Origin of the sequence: Coleofasciculus sp. D1-CHI-01 (assembly GCF_040218875.1) — a bacterium.
Lineage (GTDB): Bacteria > Cyanobacteriota > Cyanobacteriia > Cyanobacteriales > Coleofasciculaceae > Coleofasciculus.
On record NZ_JAVJQP010000034.1, the window covers coordinates 12,761 to 30,498 of the forward strand.

A 17,738-nucleotide genomic window follows, 5' to 3' on the forward strand; every position below is an offset into this window, starting at 1 on the left:
TCATGTTTGCCAATTTCCTTCCCACCCAAACCCAGCAGCTTACTGAGTCTACCTCAATTGCCCTTGCCCAGGCGATCGCACGCCAAGATATTCTCACACCCCTGAACCCCCAACCCATTGCCACCACTTATGTCCACCAGGGAAAAGGGGGAACACCCATCCTGTTATTACATGGCTTTGATAGTTCCATCTTTGAATTCCGCCGCCTGTTTCCCAAATTAGCTGCACACCAGGAAACATGGGCGGTAGATTTATTGGGATTTGGCTTTACCGATCGAATATCTGAGATCACGTTTAACGCCAGCGCGATCACCACTCATCTTTATTATTTCTGGAAAACCCAAATAGAAGTCCCCGTAATTCTAGTTGGGGCGTCGATGGGAGGGGCGGCGGCGATTGATTTCACCTTAACCTATCCCCAAGCGGTGAAAAAGCTGGTATTGCTGGATAGTGCGGGTTTCACCAGTCCCCCGCCCATTGGCAAATTGTTGTTTCCCCCCTTTGATTATTGGGCGGTTGAGTTTCTGCGCCGTCCCCAGGTGCGACAAAATATTAGTAAAAACGCCTATTGTGATCCCACATTTGTTTCTGTTGATGCTTTACTTTGTGCTGCGCTTCACCTAGAAATGCCGGGATGGCATCAGGCATTAATTTCATTTACCAAAAGTGGGGGATATCCGCCATTTGGTCAAAAACTTACCCAAATTCAGCAGCCGACGTTGATTTTATGGGGAAAAGATGACCGAATTTTGGGAACAAAATATGCTCACAAGTTTGAAGCGGCTATTCCTAATTCTCAACTAATATGGATTGATGACTGTGGTCATGTCCCGCACCTGGAAAAGCCGGAAATAACGGCAGAATATATACAGCAATTTAGTTAGGGAAGGGAACAGAGAACATTGTAGAGACGTTGCATGCAACGTCTCTACAATCTTATAACCATTGTTTAAATGGATGCCGAACTAAATTAGCATTGTAATACTTAGGATCTCCCGTCACCTCTTGACCAATCCAATCGGGTAAATCTAAAACTTGATTTTCATCAGTCAGTTCGACTTCGGCAATAATCAATCCTTCATTCTCACCCATAAACTCATCCACTTCCCAGACTAAACCCTGACACTCGATCCGATAGCGCGTTTTTTCAATCAAGGGGCGATCGCACAATGTCTCTAGCATCTCTTGAGCATCTGATCCGGGAATAGGATACTCGTACTCGACTCTGGAAAAACTCTCGGTTTTCCCTTTAATGGTCAAATAGCCCTGATCTCCGACTAAACGCACGCGCACCGTCGTCAGGTTTTGGGTAGCAATATAACCTTGACGATAGAGCATTCCTTGACCCAGGGTGCGCCATTGATCGTCTTTAACTAAAAATTTTCGTTCAATTTCGATTGCCATGGCTGCAATGTTACCTCGCAGGCTTTGATAAAATTAGGGTAAGTCAATAATCATGATTGAATAAATTATGCCAGAGATTGCCCGGTTCTACGGAATTGTGATTAAGGTGTTTTTTGGGGATCACCCTCCGCCTCATTTTCATGCAATCTATGGTGAGTACAATGCCTTAGTGAGCATTGGATCATTGGAAATTATTGAAGGAGATTTACCAAGTCGCGCTCAGAAATTAGTTCTAGAGTGGGCAAATTTATATCAGCAAGATCTTTTACAGATGTGAAATACTCAAGAGTTTTGTAAACTACCTCCTTTAAAGTAGACTAAAAATAGCTAGTATGAAATACCCAAAAATTTGCCAAGCAAAAGCCATTAACGATCACACCTTGGTGATCGAATTTACGAATCAAGAAGTTAAGAAATATGATATTATTCATCTTTTCGGAAATCCTCAGTTTGCTCCACTTCGTCAACCTGCATTTTTCAAGAACTTTAAGGTTGAGCAAGGGGGCTACGGGATTGTGTGGAATGAAGATATCGATCTGAGTGAGTATGAGCTTTGGAAAAATGGCATAACGGTAGCAGAAGGCGAACTCCAGAGCATGGGTGTTTCGCCATTGCACTCCTGTCAATAAATCAAACAAAATGCGATCGCTCTTGGGGTTATATCGAATCCGGTATGATTTATCAGGCAACATTCGGTTAAAAATGTTACTATCGCATAATTTAAATGCAAAAACCTCATTTCGGCTAGTATTATGTATCCTAAGTAACTAGATGAATTGGGAAGTCCCCATAGATTATAGGCATGAAGGATGAGAGAAGAGAGATGGCAGATATGGCAATTCTACACGAGTGTGACTTGTAATGGGTATGGACTACAAATTGAAATGAATGGTTTTATTGAATGGTCATGAATCAATCCAACTATCTTGGTAAAGTCTATTTAATCGGCGCGGGTCCTGGAGATCCTGGATTATTTACCCTCAAAGGTAAAACCTTGTTAGAACATGCCGATGTGGTGATTTACGACGCTTTAGTCAGTGCGCCGATTTTGGCAATGATTAACCCCAAGGCGGAAAAAATTAATGGCGGAAAACGGCGTGGGCGTCATTCCTTACTCCAGGAACAAACTACACAGTTGCTGATTGAAAAAGCCAAAACTAATGCCGTTGTCGTGCGCCTTAAGGGGGGTGATCCTTTTGTTTTTGGGCGAGGTGGGGAAGAAATGGAGGATTTAATTCGGGCGGGTGTATCGGTGGAAGTGGTTCCGGGGATCACGTCGGGGATTGCCGCACCTGCTTATGTAGGGATTCCCTTGACCCATCGCCAGTATAGTTCATCTGTAACCTTTGTCACCGGTCACGAATCTGTCGGTAAATATCGCCCTCAAGTTAATTGGCAGGCGATCGCCCAGGGAAGTGAAACGATTGTAATCTATATGGGGGTGCATAATCTGGGCAATATCGTGGCGCAAGTTATCGCGGCGGGACGTTCTCCAGACACCCCGGTGGCTTTAATTCGCTGGGGAACCACACCACAGCAAGACCACTTAATCGGAACTCTGGACACCATTGTGCAGCAAGTGGACACCACTGGATTTGAAGCCCCTGCGATCGCGGTTATTGGTGATGTGATTAATCTACAGCAAATTTTGAGCCACTGCCAACCTATAATTCTTAGTTAGGATCAGTGAGTGAGAAATCGTTAATAACAAATGACGATCACCACTGTTAACTTTAATTGTCCTCACCGACTTAGATGGTCAATTCTGGGTCATCCACACCCAAAAACAGATTAATGCGCTGGTGGGAGTCCCTCACTCCCCCATCACGATTATTGGTAATCGCCTTGGCTGCACCCTTGGCGGTGTTGAATGCATGGGCATTTTCGGAAATTTTCGCCTATTTTCAATCCCTACTTGTCACGGTATTGGCGGCTTCCCTGTTAGCGTTCCTGTTGAACTATCCGGTAAGCTGGTTAGAAACCCTGGGCATTAAGCGAGGACTAGCGGCGTTATTCGTATTTCTAGTCGCCCTATTGCTGTTGTTCGCGATTGGTGTAACCTTATTTCCCCTAGTTCTTACTCAAGCCCAACAATTGGTGAGTCGTTTACCAGAATGGTTCGATTCTGGGCGGCGTCAGTTGATAATGTTGGATCACAGGTTGGAAGATTTAAACTTACCGATTAGCCTGGATGGTTTAATTATTCAAATCAATGACCGCTTGAAGGGACAACTGCAAGTTATTGCCTCTCAAACCTTGAACCTGACCCTAAATTTAGCGGTGTTTACGGTAACCAAGGTTTTGGATGTATTATTAACGATTATTTCAACATTTTATTTACTCCAGCATGGTAGGGAAGTCTGGCGTAGTTTAATTGAGTGGTTACCCACTAAAGTCCAGAAATCGACGTCGAATACCCTACGCTTAAGCTTCCAAAACTACTTTATTGGACAGATTATTATTGCAACTTGTATGGCGTCGGGGTTAATTTCGCTATTTGTCTTACTCAAGGTTCCGTTTGGGTTGTTATTTGGGTTTACGATTGGAGTTATGGCACTGGTTCCTTTTGGCGGTTCTGTGGGGATAGTTTTAGTGACGCTACTTGTGGCTTTGCGAGATATTGGTTTAGGGGTTCAGGTATTAGCGGTGGCGGTGGTTTTTCAGCAACTTGTGGAAAATTTATTAGCGCCGAGAATTTTTGGTCGTGTTACGGGATTAAATCCGTTTTGGGTGTTTATTTCTCTGTTAATTGGGGTACGGGTGGGGGGATTATTGGGGGTGATTGTGGCGGTACCCACGGCTGTTGTGATTAAAGAGGCTTTGTTTGAGATAAGAAAGGCGAGAAAGGATCGGAATATAGGTGTGAATCCAGCGGCTGAGTTGGTTCAAGATCTGTAGGGGAACAAGATAATCCGGTTCCCCTTCTCCCTTGATGGGAGAAGGGGTTAGGGGATGAGGGTAAAAAGCTCTACCTGTTCTTATTTTTACCTTAAGTTGACACGCATGATTGACGTGCGCCCAAAATAATGTAATATTTATTCCACTACTTGAGTTGGATCACGCCAGTTGACCCCAAGCAATCTCATCGGATCTAGGGCTAAAGCCCTGACTACGAACATCGGATCTAGGGCTAAAGCCCTGACTACGAACATCGGTGCGATCGCATCGCCTAAACGATCGCTGATTCGGTCAATTCTGTTGGTTATTGTTGGCTTGGCTTTGGCGTTAGGGTTGGCGAATTGTGATACTTCTTCTACCCAAACTAGCGATAGTCCCGCGATTCGGGCTGATACGCTGGTTTATGGTTCCGGTGGACAACCGGTAAACCTGGAACCGGGAAATATTACCGACGGAAATTCTCTTGTCGTGCAGCATCAAATCTATAATAGGCTGCTGAGTATTAAACCGGGAACCACTGAGTTAGAACCTGGGTTGGCGACGGAGTGGACGGTATCTGAGGATGGGAAAACCTGGACATTTAAGCTACGCGATGATGTTAAATTTCATGATGGTAGCGATTTTAATGCCGAAGCGGTAAGGTTTAATGTAGAACGGTGGTGGAATCCCGACAGTGAGTTTGGCTATCGGGATGCAGGGAAAAATTACGAGATTTGGGCGAATTTGTTTGGCGGGTATCAGGGAAGTCCGGACTCAATTTTACAAGATATTGTTGTCGCGGATGATAATACGATTGAGTTTATTCTCCAGCAACCGTTTGCCGCATTTGGGGCGGCGATAGCTTCGAGTTATTTTGGCATTGCCAGTCCTGAAGCGATTCAACAAGCCGGGGCAAATTATGGTACGCCTGCGTCTTTGGCAGTGGGTACGGGACCATTTATATTTAAAGAATGGCGGACTGGCGATCGCGTTGTTCTAGAAAAGAATCCGAATTATTGGAAACCGGATTTACCCAAGTTCGATCAGTTGGTGATTCGCTTCATTACTGATCCCTCGGCACGGTTGGCACAATTACGAGCAGGTACGATTGATTTTACTGTGGATTTAGCCCCGGATCAACTCCCAGAAATCGAAGATGATGCCAATTTAGATGCTGTGTTTCGTCCCTCATTTAACGTCGGCTATTTGGCGCTAAATCCCAGCTATGAACCTCTTTCTAAGGTAGAAGTCCGTCGTGCGATCGCGCAAGCTATTAACTCCTCAGAAATCGTCCCTGCTTTCTGGGGAGAATTGGGTGAACATGATAATCATTTTACTCCACCCTCTCTCTCAGAGTATCAATCTGAGCAAATTATCAATTATCCCTACAATCCTGAACAAGCCAAACAACTGATTGCTGATGCAGGGTATCCTGATGGCTTTGACCTGGATTTGTGGTATATGCCCGTCAGTCGTCCCTATTTTCCCACACCTAAACCCATCGCGGAAGCTCTAGCCGCCGAATTAAGTGCAATTGGAATTAACGTCAACTTACAAACCAAAGATTGGGCAGCCTATTTAGAGGATCGGCGAAAATCACCAGGATTTCAGGCTTTTATGTTGGGATGGACAGGGGATTATGGTGATCCGGATAACTTTTACTATGCTCATTTTGGTCCCGGCGCAACCGAGGATTTAGGCGGTTGGAAAAATGAGCAACTTCTCCAGCTTTTAGAACAAGGAAGGGCGACAAATGAGCAAGGCGAACGGACTCAAATTTATGCCCAAGTGGATGAAATTTTAGCCCAAGAAGCCGTCCGATTACCCATCGTCCACTCCCAACCCTTACTCGCCAAACGCAAAACCGTTACTGGGTGGACACCCAGTCCCTTGGGTTCAGAACCCTTTGAAACAATAAGCAAAGATTTGTAGTTGCGCTTGTAGTTGCGCTTGTAGTTGCGCTTTAGCGCCATTAAAAGTAGAGCTATGACCACAAACCCTTAATTAACTCAATCCCTATTAATCTTGTAGATTAACTTGAACGAAAAAGATAATTAAATTTTTGAGGAAATTATTGAATTCTCTGTGTCAATCTGTATCCCTCACTATTCAGGCTTCTGTCTGCATCATTCCTTCTGTGTCCTCTGTGTTTTTGTCAATACTTAGTCATGATTTTTATCAAAACTTAAAAAAAATACATGCATCCAAGCAGACATTGGCAGTGAGACAAGAATCGGAGATTATACAAAGTTCTACGAAGCTTCAAGGGGTTTAGCTGGGTCAAAATTAGTTTTGCCGACAAAATAGACACCATAGATAGTATACCTGAAAACCACACAACCATCTCACAATCGCTGTAACCCCTGAAACTTCGTAGCTTTTTCCCAAAAACAGGTGAAAAACGAGTAATTATGACGTTTTGTTGAGACGAGACTCTGATTTGAAAATTTAAACTGTTCTGGGAGAAAAAATAGTTTAAATTATCATAGCTTGACAAATTGAGGCGAAACGACATTGAGTCAAGCTGAGGAAATGTCAGTAGTAAAGGAGAAAGAAAGAACCAAGTGGTATCTAGTGAATAGTAGTTATCAAAAGAAGTGCGATCGCGCAGGTATAATTGGCTCTGATTAGTTTAAAGTCCAACCTCCAAGAAGCACTCGAAAAGCTAGAGCGGGTAACTGAAAATAATAGTATTCGCGTGGTGGCAGTCCCTCCGCAGGAATGGCAGTTTACAATGGAAGAACGGGTTACTATGGTGGAATACTTAATTAGAAGACAACAAGAGTTACTTGAACTCCTGTGAATCCTCTGAGTATAAGGCAAAAGCAATGGTTAGTCGATACAGTATCGTCCAATACGTTCCCAATCCGATTGCTGATGAGCGGATCAATATTGGTGTGCTTGCCTTTGATGATAATCGGGTTTGTGTTCGGTTTCTAAGCAATTGGGAACGAGTAAAACGCTTTGGAATGGAAGATATTCATTTCCTCAAAGATTTCGCGAGTCGCATGGAAGATGCGGCTGCTGATGGATTATTGTTTCCGGGGGATTCGCCAAATGAGACTTCCAAGCAGGAACGTTTAATCAGAGTCGCTCAGAATTGGTTTAATAGCATTAATTTGACTGAACCGCGTGGTTCTCTAGACGATGTAGAAAGCCTTTTAGCAGATATTGCCGATACCTGTTTACTTGAGCCACCGGAGGAGCCAAAGCCGCGCGATCGCGCTTTTGCTGTGCAAGTGACTAGGAGGAAAATTAAGAATGTTCTTGGAGATGCAGCCAAAGACTTAGTTAAAAGCAATTATCCCTTGTCTGGTTATCGTACCAAACATAAATTTGATGTTGTCGTTGCGAATGAAAAACCTTATTTTGCCGCTCAAGGAATTTCATTTGAAGTTCAAGTCAAAGAAACGCTTCGAGATTCAATTTATTGGAAAAATCCTGATGTAAAAAAATGTCACCCTGATTTTCCTTTGGCGATTGTGACACTACCTCCTAATCCCAATAATTCTGCCTATAAAAGGCTTGAGAAAAATTATAACGACATAACATCAATGTATTCTGATTTAGGGGCAGATATTTTAACAGAAGATAACATTGAGCTTTGGGTAAAGGATCACCTTAAGCCTATAGATAATACAACGATGGAGCCTATATGAGAAAATAAAAGGATGCTTTGTTTTTTTGCTACGGAAGGAGGAGAATTCAAAGCCTCTCTCCTTGCAGGAGAGAGGTTTGGAGAGAGGTTTTCTAGATTCCGGCGAACCGAACAGTTTACTCGGTAATTGGATCTCATCGCTGCTGGGAAAGTCTCGCAGGCGGGTAACGGGAAAGATTCCCATTGCGGAATTTATCAGTTAAGGTGGTAGAGGTGGGAAGCTGCGAGAGACTAGCTTGAGTTGTGCCAAGTTAAGAGATGCCATAATCCTTTTCGGGTGGCTTTGAGTGAGGACGAGATAGAATGACGGATAGAGCAGAATTAATTGAAATTATTGAGAAGGCAGCCCGTGAAGGAGTAACAAATCTGAATTTATCGGGTAAAGGTATTACAGAGATACCGGAATGTATCGGTAAATTAACTAACCTTAATAGATTGCATTTATGGGAAAATCAAATAACAGAGATACCGGAATGTATCGGTAAATTAACTAACCTGCAAGAGCTGTATTTAGACAATAATCCTCTTAACCCTGTCGTCAAAAGTGCCTATCAAAGCGGACTAGACGAACTCAAAGCCTATTTAAACAGTATACAAGAACCCGACCAACGCGAAGAATTTTATGAAGCAAAATTAGTCTTAGTCGGTGAAGGGGGCGTAGGAAAAACCACCCTGCTGAAAGCACTAACCGGGAAAGACCCTCAAACCAATGAAGCAACCACTCATGGCGTTGATATTGCCATTCAAGCGCTCCATCTACCCCATCCTCAAAAAGAAGGTATTGAAATTAAGCTGAATGCTTGGGACTTTGGCGGTCAGGAAGTCTATCGCGTCACTCATCAATTTTTCTTTAGTAAACGTTCCGTCTACTTACTCGTTTGGGAACCGCGTCGAGGTGTGCAGCAATGCCAAGTGGAAGACTGGCTAAGACTGCTACGACTGCGAGTTGGTGATGAGGCGCGTGTAATTATTATTTCTACCTATTCCCAATCTGGTCAACATATTGCCCGCATCGATAAACCAGTCCTAAAACGTGATTTTGGTGACATGATTGTAGACTTCCATGAAGTCGATAGTTTAGTCGATGACCCAGCTACTGGGGAAAAGGTGGGTATTGCCCAACTTAAACAATTGATTGCTGAAACCGCTCAAAACTTTGACCAAATGGGAGTGGTACTCAATAAAGCGTGGCGAGAGTCACGGGATGAACTCTTAGCAATTAATCAACCTCGGATTTCCTACACAGAATTTACCCAAGTCTGTTCAACTCATGGTCTAAATGATATTGCTACAAAAACCTTGGCTGACTTGATGCATGATTTAGGGTATATCGTTTACTACAGTGAGGATGAACGGTTACAGGATGATGTCGTATTACAGCCGGAATGGTTAACTAAAGCTATTGGTTTTGTGCTAGAAGACCGCACAACTCAAAACATGGATGGTATCTTATCGGATAATCGCTTACTAGAGGTATGGTGGGACAATCCAGCCGATGGTAAAACCCGCTACCCCTCAGAATTGTATCCCTTCTTCCTGCGACTGATGGAAAAATACGATGTCTCCTACCGTTTAGAAGATGGAACCGCCAGTTTGGTGGCACAACACGTCCCGCAAATTCGTCCCCATCTCCCCTGGCTACCCGAAGAAGAGCCTACGAATAATCGGCGTCGAATTGCTACCGTTTGTGTGATGGAAGAATCGCCACCGGGACTCATTCCCTGGATGATTGTTCGCACCCATGACTATATCTATCAGCGCCATGAAGCCGATGGAAAAACCCATCGATTACATTGGCAAAAGGGGATGTTCCTGCGGAATAAAACCCATGGTGAGGCGATGCTGGAATTGCGCGATCGCGAACTTCATCTGTATACTGAGGCGGTGTGGCCCGAATACTTTACCAATATCCTTCAGCAAACGCTACAAAAGCTGATTTCTGATACATGGCCCGGATTGGAAGGTCGTTATTATTTTGCTGTTCCTTGTCCAACCAAGAAACAGGGTAAAGCCTGTATGGGACGGTTTGAAATTGGTGCATTACGCCAGTTTCTGGAAGAAGGAGATACTCACTATCGCTGTCAGTTTTGTCGCACCCGCCACAAAATTATTGATTTACTCTTCGGTTTAGAAGAGGAAGATACTAGAGAACAACTGAGTCGGATTGAACTTAAAGTTGAGCTTGGCTTTACCGAAATTCAGCAGAATCTCCAGGAATTTGAAAGCCGCATCGCCAACTATGTGATGGGGATTATGCAAGCCGTCGCCAGCGAATCCAAACGAGGACCGCGACTATTTACCCTGGAACCGAGGGAGGGGAACTGGCGACGGTTGACGAGTAAAGGGTATCGGCTACATTTGTGGTGTGAGGAACCGAATTGTCAGCATCCTGTCCATGATATCGATAAGGGAGTTTATGAGTTTAAAGCGCCGCGTGAGTGGGTGGAAAAAGTCGCCCCCTACGCTAATTTGATTGCGGGGGTGTTGAAAACCTTAACCCCGATTACTGCACCCGCCGCGAATAGTTTTTTTGGCGAAGACTTCATGAAAGTCAGTACTATTCAATATCAATTAGAGATCATGAAGGAGTTAACCAATACGATTCTCAGCGAAGATAAACTCCTGATTGATGGAACCGCCGGGATGGGAGATGGCTTACTCTCTCACGCGGAACGTTCGGGAATATTGGCGTTACATTCTTTCTTACATGAGGAAGACCCCCATCATCAACAGTTGGGATTGAAGCGACTTCCAACCTATACCGGGGACTACCTTTGGTTATGTGAAAAACATTATCAGAATCGTCAGTCAAAAATGCCGCAGTTCTAACTTACTTTTCACGCCATCTAGAACAATCGAAATCAAATCGAATCCCAAGGGTACTGACTTTAGAGTTTGTAGTCAGCGATACAAGCGCTTATGGCACTAAAGTGCCTACTACAAAACCCCCTTAAGTCAGTGACATTCGACTTAAGGCTGGTGGGTAGTACTCACCCTACTTTTTTGGCACTAGATTCCGTTGGGTTGAGCGAAGTCGAAACCCAACCTACTGGCGTGGCACACCTTATTTGGTGGATTAGAATTGTAGGGGCGCAAGGCTTGCGCCCCGTTTAACGATAAATCTATTCCACAATTTTAGCTGTGTCACGCCAGTAGTAGCGTGGCACACCTTATTTGATGAATTAGAATTACGCCCGGAAACTGTAGGGGCGCTCATACTTGCGCCCGATTCAATGATAAAATCTATTCCACAATTTTAGCTGTGTCAAGCCAGTAGGGGCGCACCGACATGCGCCCATTTTAACCGTAAAAACCACTATAGGATAAAGAATTGAGGTGAAAAACGTTAAACCCGAAAATGGCTCACTATATCATCAAGCGTCTACTCAACCTGTTACCTGTTCTCCTCGGTATTACCCTATTAGTCTTTCTCTTCCTGCACCTAATCCCCGGTGACCCAGCAACGGTTATGCTGGGAGAACGCGCTACCCCTGAACAGGTAGAAGCCTTACGGGAACAACTTGGTTTAAATCAACCCCTACCCCTGCAATACCTAACCTTTCTCAACAATCTACTCCATCTCGACTTCGGCACCAGTATTATCAGCGGTATTCCGATTATCGATGAAATTAAAACCCGCTTTCCCGCCACATTTGAATTATCCTTAGCCGCCATGATAATGGCAATCATTCTGGGAATCCCGGCTGGCGTTTTAGCGGCGGTTTACAAGAATCGTCCCGCCGATAACCTAACCATGATTGGCTCATTGCTAGGGGTTTCCATGCCTGTTTATTGGCTAGGATTACTGTTAATTTACCTGTTTGCTATTACCTTGAACTGGTTTCCCCCCAGTGGACGGATTAGTATTGAAGCGGGATTAACTTTTCAACCGATTACCGGATTTTACCTTGTAGATGCGATTCTAAAATTAGATATAAATCTATTAAAAGATGTTCTATCTCACCTCATTTTACCCGCTTTAACCCTCGGCACAATTCCCTTAGCCATTTTAGCGCGAATTACTCGTTCTTCTCTGTTAGAGGTTCTCTCCCAGGACTATATTCGCACAGCGAGAGCAAAAGGCATTCCCGAACATTGGGTGATTATTCGCCATGGACTAAAAAATGCTCTATTGCCTGTGGTGACAATTATTGGGTTGCAATTTGGTACACTTTTAGGCGGTGCTATTTTAACCGAAACCATCTTCTCGTGGCCCGGAATTGGTTCCTGGATTTACGAAGGAATTTTGGCACGAGACTATCCTGTTGTTCAGGGTGGCGTCGTTGTTGTCTCGATTATCTTTGTCCTGGTTAATCTTGTTGTTGATATTTCCTATGCCCTAGTTGATCCGAGAATTAAATATAAATAGCGAGTAACGCTAGGCTAAAGTCATAATTTATCCTGACTTTTGATGGTATGTGGCGCAAATGTAGGGGCGGGTTTCACCACTATCTTTTCGGTTGCAACCTGATGTAACTAAACCCGCCCCGATTCAGGTTTTTAGACTTCCCGTGAAAAGTCAGATAAGTTATCAAGCATCAGAGGAGATATTTTGTATCTATATGTTACCGTTTTTAGAAAAAATTCCCTATTCCTTGACAAAGGACGAATGACAAAGGACAAATGACAAAGGACGAATGACAAAGGACAAAAAAATGAAAGCCGTCGTCATGACTACTCCGGGTAAGCCAGAGGTGCTGCAATTGCAGGATGTACCCGAACCAAAACTGCAAACCGATAGAGATATCCTAGTGCGACTCCACGCCGCCGGGGTTAACCCCATCGACACCAAACTGCGAAGCCGTGGCACATTCTATCCCGACGATATGCCTGCCATTTTAGGCTGTGATGGGGCGGGTGTCGTGGAAGCCGTGGGGTCTGCTGTCAGCCGATTTCAAGTTGGCGATGAGGTGTATTTCTGTGCCGGTGGATTAGGAAAATCGGGTACAGGGAATTATGCCGAACTCACGGTTGTGGATGAACGCTGGGTTGCCCGAAAACCCAAATCCTTATCCTTTACAGAAGCCGCCGCCGCACCGTTAGTCCTAATTACCGCCTGGGAAGCCTTATATGACCGAGGGCGCTTAGAAGCCGGACAAACAGCGCTGATTCATGGCGGTGCGGGTGGTGTGGGACATGTTGCCATTCAGCTTGCCAAAATCAAAGGGGCTGATGTTTGTACAACGGTGAGTTCTCAAGAAAAAGCCCGATTAGTGCGTCAATTAGGCGCAGACCAACCCATCCTTTACAAACAAACCGACTTTGCCCAAGCTGCATTAGATTGGACAGAGGGAAAGGGTGTAGATGTCGCCTTTGATACTGTTGGGGGTCAAACCTTTTACGACACCGTTCCCGCTGTGAAAGTCTACGGGGATTTGGTCACTATCCTCGAACCTGACTATAGTATCGGGAATTTGAAAACGGCGCGATCGCGAAATCTCCGAATTAGCTTAGAACTCATGCTAACACCGACACTCCAAGGATTAGTAGCAGCCCAGGAACACCAAACCCAGATTCTCGAACAATGCGCCCAATGGATAGATGAAGGCAAACTCAACATTCACCTCGGTCAAACCTTTCTCCTCCCCGACGCCGTTAGCGCTCATCACGCTATAGAATCAGGATCAACCACCGGAAAAATCGCCTTGCAGATTGCATAAAAAATAGTAGCTCGGCACACCTAAGGGAGCTGCGTAAAAATAAAGTACCAGTGAGGAAAGCTGAATTCATGAACTTAGCCAAACTTCCTTGGTACATTATTAAGTCGCAAGTCCCTAATTTGATGGATTAGCATCTCTTGCTCCCCTCTCCCAAGCTTGGGAGAGGGGTTGGGGGTGAGGGCTGTAGCCTAAGTTGACACCAAGACACCAATCATCAGTAAAAATGGACAAAGAAAATCAACTACTTCAGCAATATAGCCAAAATCAACGAAACTTTTCCGGCATAAACTTACAAGGTGCAACACTAATTGCTGAAAGACTGCAAGACGCGAACTTCAGTCATGCTGATTTGAGCAACACAGTTTTATTTGGGTCAAACTTGAGTCAAACCCTATTCCTGAATACTAACCTTAGTGGCGCTATCTTAGTTGCCACCAATTTAACCGATGCCATCCTGATAGAAGCCAACTTAATTAACGCCAATCTCAGCGGTGCAAAACTCATCGGCGCTCAATTAATCAGCGCTCAATTAACTGGTATTACCATAGTCGGAGCAAATCTGAGCAATGCCAACTTGATTAACGCTGATTTGAGTCAGACCAATTTATATAAAGCCAATCTCAGTTGGAGTGAATTGAGTCTGACCAATTTAACTGAGGCGAATTTGAGTGAAGCAGACTTAAGTCATGCACGTTTAGTCGGCGCTAATTTGACTGGGGCAGATATGAATGGTACTAATTTGCAGGACGCTAATTTCAGTGGTGCTAACCTGAATGGAGTTAACCTAAAAGATACTACATTAAACTTAAATTCGCCAGAATTATTAGCAAAAATTTTACGACAAGCGGCTGGGGACGACAAAGACAAACAAAACCTGGCTGAATTACTGCTCATGTATCGCCAAGGATGGGACTATTTAGCCACCCTCAATCACCCCTTAGCAGAATGGGGAATCGAGACAATTAAAACCCTAGCCTCATCCGAGCAAAAATTTCCCGAATAGACCTGTTTGTAGTAGGCACTTTAGTGCCTTAAAATGCTTTATTGTCAACCCCTAAAATCATTCCTATTGTAGGTTTCTATACTATCGTGTTCTCCTACATCTGGCGGGGTATCCGATACTACCGGATATACTATCATGTCCTTATACCTTGCATTTTTACCTAACGTTTCATACCCAATCCAGGTTAGCCACCCCCTTTATAGCGCTTTGCGCTGTAATAAAGTACAGTAGATCAAAGTCCCCCTTCAGATCCCCCTCCCGTCCCCCTTTTAGATCCCCCTTCCGTCCCCCTATTAGATCCCCCTTCCGTCCCCCTTTTAGATCCCCCTTCCGTCCCCCTATTAGATCCCCCTTCCGTCCCCCTTCAAAAGGGGGAGACCAAAGGATGCTTCGCTTTTTGTTCCATGGGGGATTTAGGGGGATCGACAATGTACCGCATAGCAGAGCAAACTGCTGTATAATCTAGTCCGCGCAGGCGGACTTGGTTTGTGTAGCCACGATTTCAATCGCCTCCTCTTGCATGGGATTTCTCTGCCTCTTTAGATACCATCAAACCCAGCCACTGATTTCTACATCGGTCAAAATTCTCCCCAACTTAAGAGATTCACTTTTAGTCGCCTGTAAAATATGTTTCATCATCACAGGTTCTCCCGCATCAGCAGCTAAAAACGCCCCATTCAGTGCAATATTGCGGATATTTCCACCCGCCATATTCACCTTACCCAACTTTTTCATATCCAACTTATTTGTCGGCGTCTGTTCAGGAAAAATGTGCTGCCAAATCTCGGCTCGCGCTTCAGCATCAGGAAACGGAAATTTAACCGAAAAATTAATCCGACGCAGGAAGGCTTGGTCTAATGAGTCTAACAGATTTGTCGTCAAAATGGCTAATCCTTGATACGCCTCCATCCGTTGCAGTAAATAACTCACTTCCACATTCGCATGGCGGTCATGGGAATCTTTAACTTGAGTCCGTTTACCAAACAAAGCATCTGCTTCGTCAAACAGTAAAATCACCCCACCCGTTTCCGCTGCATCAAAAATTCGCCGCAAATTCTTTTCCGTTTCACCAATATATTTACTCACCACCGCACTCAAATCAATCCGATAAACATCAAGGCGTAATTCCTTTGCCAATACCTCCGCCGCCATCGTTTTCCCCGTACCACTCGGTCCAGAAAAGAGGGCGCTAACCCCTAAACCACGCCCGCCTTTTCCCGCAAATCCCCACTCTTGATAAACTTTCGCTCGTTGTCGAACATGAGCAGAAATTTCCTGTAACGTATTTTTTTCCCGTTCGGGTAGAATCAACTCCTCCCAAGTCGCTACCGCATCAATCCGTTGTGCTAAATCATCTAACCGGGGACGCGCTTGAGTGCGACAGAAATCCCACAAGTGAGTTTGCAATGGAGAAAAAGGATTCTCTATTTTTGGTTTTGACGTTTGGCTTTTAGATTTGCGAGTACGCCTTGAAGAGGAAGCAGGTTTCTCAGGTTCTGTCTCCTTAGCTGGCTCGGTTTTGACTGGGGGAAACTCCATCCCTTCCAGCGATAAACAAGCGGCTTGAATGGCTAGAGGATTGAGATTAAAATGAGATACTAGCGTATCGATTTGCCCATTTAATTCTGACGCCGTTGAACCGAGATACGACTCCCAAATCAACTTTTGTTCGTTGTGACTGAGTTGACCCACATCTAACGTAATCATCGGGCGCTGGCGTTGTGGTTGTCGTTCTTGAGTGCTAAGAATTAAAGGCAGATTTAAGTCCTCAACAAACTGAGAGATAGCCAACTCTCGCATCCCATCGGTTTGATTCAGTTCATCACAGGTAAGTAAAAGGGCGCTGTTGGTTAATATAGCTTCTCGTAAACACCGCTGTTTTAATTGATAGAGTTCATGCGGATTGATGGGAAGCAGGGATGCGGAAATGAAGTTCAGATGCAAACCCAAAGCACTACAGCTAGCAGCGGCAATGGTGTGTTTTGCGCCTAGTTCTGCACCACACAATTGAACGATAGGAAAGATAGATGTCGGTGTTTTCTGAGACCAAGTAGCGATGAGTTGCTCAGTGAGTTTTTGGTAGGACGGGGGAAGAGAAGTTGGAGGAAAAGGGGGTATAGGTTTGAGGATACCAATCAAGTCATCATCCTCGCAGGGTTCACCTAATAGATAGCAGAAAATGCGCCGATTAATGCGTAGAGGAGAGTGAGAGAGCGTTTGACTATCACCACTTTCAATCAGTCCCCAGTATTCTAAGGGAGATTTGGAAGAGAAAACACGTAAATTAGCATCACTAAATGTAGCAAAAGCTAAATTCAGAGTCGGATGATTTTGGTCTGGATGACCATGAAATTTGGCACACAAGACTTTAAATTTTCTGTCTAATTCCATCCCTACGCACAACAAGAGGATATATTGCTCAAAGGGAGAAAGCTTACAGATTGTGCAGAGCGTCTCTAAGGCGGAAGGCTTAGTTTGTAGGAGAGCCAAGGCGTCTGGCGCTAAGGTTGTCTCAAATCTGAGTGGACTCGTCTGATTTTGGTCACGGTTAATGGTATCTTCCAATACCTGACGAACTTGATTAACGGCTGTCTGGAGATACTGAAAGTTGGCTTGATACCAGTTGGTCGATGCTGGAGTATCCATGATGTTATCGGGCTGTTTAAATATCTTCAGGTTTACAGTAAGGGTTTTATGGCTTCTATGTTAAGGCATATTGCAGTTTGAGCTAAATTCGGGAAAAACAGTTTATAATTTAGCCACGTCTCAAGACGTCTTTTTACAGGTGTTTCCCCGAAGTAGGCAGGCGCTGGCTTATGGGAGAATCACCCCGAATTCTTGAGGCAAGAGGCTTAAAGGAAGCAAATCACCAGGCAACTGAGGCGGCATCATGTATAAACCACTACAAAAGAAAAATTCCTCCTGGACTCCAACAACGGCACAGAAAAAGAACAAGAGTCCGTCTAAATTAGGACATTTTTCGATTCAACCCAAGCCGCAGCAGAAATCGTCTCAGTCGCCGGAAATAGGGGAGTATTCCAGAGACTCGGCGGATAGACTAGCCGCGAATGTGATGCGAAGTCTAGAAGCCAAGGATTCCCAGGAGACAGAAACGCCAACGGTACAGCCTCAGTCA

The 17,738-nt window shown here is 44.5% G+C and carries 15 protein-coding genes; 13 read left to right on the forward strand and 2 right to left on the reverse strand.

Going from position 1 to position 17,738, the window contains the following annotated elements; all coding sequences use genetic code 11:
* The first annotated feature begins 2 nt into the window (after positions 1-2).
* Positions 3-884 carry an alpha/beta fold hydrolase gene (locus RIB93_RS07040; RefSeq protein ID WP_446371610.1) on the forward strand — a complete coding sequence of 294 codons (882 nt, stop codon included), beginning with the start codon at positions 3-5 and terminating at the stop codon, positions 882-884.
* Positions 885-936: 52 nt separating this feature from the next.
* Here the strand turns inward: RIB93_RS07040 and RIB93_RS07045 are convergent, their stop codons facing one another.
* Entirely contained in the window at positions 937-1,404 is a 468-nt protein-coding gene (locus tag RIB93_RS07045; RefSeq protein ID WP_446371613.1) for a CYTH domain-containing protein, read from the reverse strand.
* A 67-nt stretch (positions 1,405-1,471) separates the two neighbouring features.
* On the opposite strand from RIB93_RS07045, the gene RIB93_RS07050 reads away from it, so the two are divergent.
* The 11 genes from RIB93_RS07050 (at position 1,472) to RIB93_RS07100 (ending at position 14,602) form a co-directional block, all read left to right on the forward strand.
* Complete coding sequence (locus RIB93_RS07050) at positions 1,472-1,681, forward strand: DUF4160 domain-containing protein (RefSeq protein ID WP_446371615.1); 210 nt, start codon at positions 1,472-1,474, stop codon at positions 1,679-1,681.
* Positions 1,682-1,736: 55 nt separating this feature from the next.
* The gene (locus RIB93_RS07055) at positions 1,737-2,033 is read left to right on the forward strand and encodes a DUF2442 domain-containing protein (protein ID WP_446371617.1); all 297 of its coding nucleotides are present in this window, start codon (positions 1,737-1,739) and stop codon (positions 2,031-2,033) included.
* Between the two features lie 278 nt (positions 2,034-2,311).
* A complete protein-coding gene (cobA, locus tag RIB93_RS07060; protein ID WP_446371619.1) occupies positions 2,312-3,085 on the forward strand; it encodes a uroporphyrinogen-III C-methyltransferase in 774 nt (257 codons plus the stop codon).
* Between the two features lie 74 nt (positions 3,086-3,159).
* On the forward strand, positions 3,160-4,302 hold the full coding sequence (locus RIB93_RS07065) for an AI-2E family transporter (RefSeq protein WP_446371621.1): 1,143 nt from the start codon (positions 3,160-3,162) through the stop codon (positions 4,300-4,302).
* A 261-nt stretch (positions 4,303-4,563) separates the two neighbouring features.
* A complete protein-coding gene (locus RIB93_RS07070) occupies positions 4,564-6,213 on the forward strand; it encodes an ABC transporter substrate-binding protein (protein ID WP_446371639.1) in 1,650 nt (549 codons plus the stop codon).
* A gap of 685 nt (positions 6,214-6,898) precedes the next feature.
* Positions 6,899-7,084, forward strand: a complete 186-nt coding sequence (locus tag RIB93_RS07075; protein WP_446371623.1) for a hypothetical protein — start codon at positions 6,899-6,901, stop codon at positions 7,082-7,084.
* Between the two features lie 25 nt (positions 7,085-7,109).
* On the forward strand, positions 7,110-7,940 hold the full coding sequence (locus RIB93_RS07080) for a DUF3037 domain-containing protein (RefSeq protein ID WP_446371625.1): 831 nt from the start codon (positions 7,110-7,112) through the stop codon (positions 7,938-7,940).
* 302 nt (positions 7,941-8,242) lie between these two features.
* Positions 8,243-10,768, forward strand: coding sequence for a COR domain-containing protein (locus RIB93_RS07085; protein ID WP_446371627.1), 2,526 nt, complete (start codon positions 8,243-8,245; stop codon positions 10,766-10,768).
* Between the two features lie 529 nt (positions 10,769-11,297).
* Positions 11,298-12,308 (forward strand): ABC transporter permease, encoded by a 1,011-nt coding sequence (locus RIB93_RS07090; protein WP_446371629.1) that lies wholly within the window; start codon positions 11,298-11,300, stop codon positions 12,306-12,308.
* Between the two features lie 286 nt (positions 12,309-12,594).
* Positions 12,595-13,599 (forward strand): zinc-dependent alcohol dehydrogenase family protein, encoded by a 1,005-nt coding sequence (locus RIB93_RS07095; RefSeq protein WP_446371641.1) that lies wholly within the window; start codon positions 12,595-12,597, stop codon positions 13,597-13,599.
* A gap of 223 nt (positions 13,600-13,822) precedes the next feature.
* Positions 13,823-14,602: a pentapeptide repeat-containing protein gene (locus tag RIB93_RS07100; protein WP_446371631.1), complete on the forward strand. Its 780-nt coding sequence runs from the start codon at positions 13,823-13,825 to the stop codon at positions 14,600-14,602.
* Between the two features lie 549 nt (positions 14,603-15,151).
* Here RIB93_RS07100 and RIB93_RS07105 read toward each other — a convergent pair.
* Positions 15,152-17,248 carry an ATP-binding protein gene (locus RIB93_RS07105; protein WP_446371633.1) on the reverse strand — a complete coding sequence of 699 codons (2,097 nt, stop codon included), beginning with the start codon at positions 17,246-17,248 and terminating at the stop codon, positions 15,152-15,154.
* A 244-nt stretch (positions 17,249-17,492) separates the two neighbouring features.
* On the opposite strand from RIB93_RS07105, the gene RIB93_RS07110 reads away from it, so the two are divergent.
* On the forward strand, positions 17,493-17,738 hold a 246-nt coding region (locus RIB93_RS07110; protein WP_446371635.1), incomplete at its 3' end, for a hypothetical protein.

Bases quoted from the DNA above. Each gene is read 5' to 3' on its own strand.
- RIB93_RS07095 (WP_446371641.1), top strand. From the start codon at position 12,595: ATGAAAGCCGTCGTCATGACTACTCCGGGTAAGCCAGAGGTGCTGCAA.
- RIB93_RS07050 (WP_446371615.1), top strand. From the start codon at position 1,472: ATGCCAGAGATTGCCCGGTTCTACGGAATTGTGATTAAGGTGTTTTTT.
- RIB93_RS07055 (WP_446371617.1), top strand. From the start codon at position 1,737: ATGAAATACCCAAAAATTTGCCAAGCAAAAGCCATTAACGATCACACC.
- RIB93_RS07065 (WP_446371621.1), top strand. From the start codon at position 3,160: ATGGTCAATTCTGGGTCATCCACACCCAAAAACAGATTAATGCGCTGG.
- RIB93_RS07100 (WP_446371631.1), top strand. From the start codon at position 13,823: ATGGACAAAGAAAATCAACTACTTCAGCAATATAGCCAAAATCAACGA.
- RIB93_RS07080 (WP_446371625.1), top strand. From the start codon at position 7,110: ATGGTTAGTCGATACAGTATCGTCCAATACGTTCCCAATCCGATTGCT.
- RIB93_RS07040 (WP_446371610.1), top strand. From the start codon at position 3: ATGTTTGCCAATTTCCTTCCCACCCAAACCCAGCAGCTTACTGAGTCT.
- RIB93_RS07105 (WP_446371633.1), bottom strand. From the start codon at position 17,248: ATGGATACTCCAGCATCGACCAACTGGTATCAAGCCAACTTTCAGTAT.
- RIB93_RS07045 (WP_446371613.1), bottom strand. From the start codon at position 1,404: ATGGCAATCGAAATTGAACGAAAATTTTTAGTTAAAGACGATCAATGG.
- cobA (WP_446371619.1), top strand. From the start codon at position 2,312: ATGAATCAATCCAACTATCTTGGTAAAGTCTATTTAATCGGCGCGGGT.
- RIB93_RS07085 (WP_446371627.1), top strand. From the start codon at position 8,243: ATGACGGATAGAGCAGAATTAATTGAAATTATTGAGAAGGCAGCCCGT.
- RIB93_RS07090 (WP_446371629.1), top strand. From the start codon at position 11,298: ATGGCTCACTATATCATCAAGCGTCTACTCAACCTGTTACCTGTTCTC.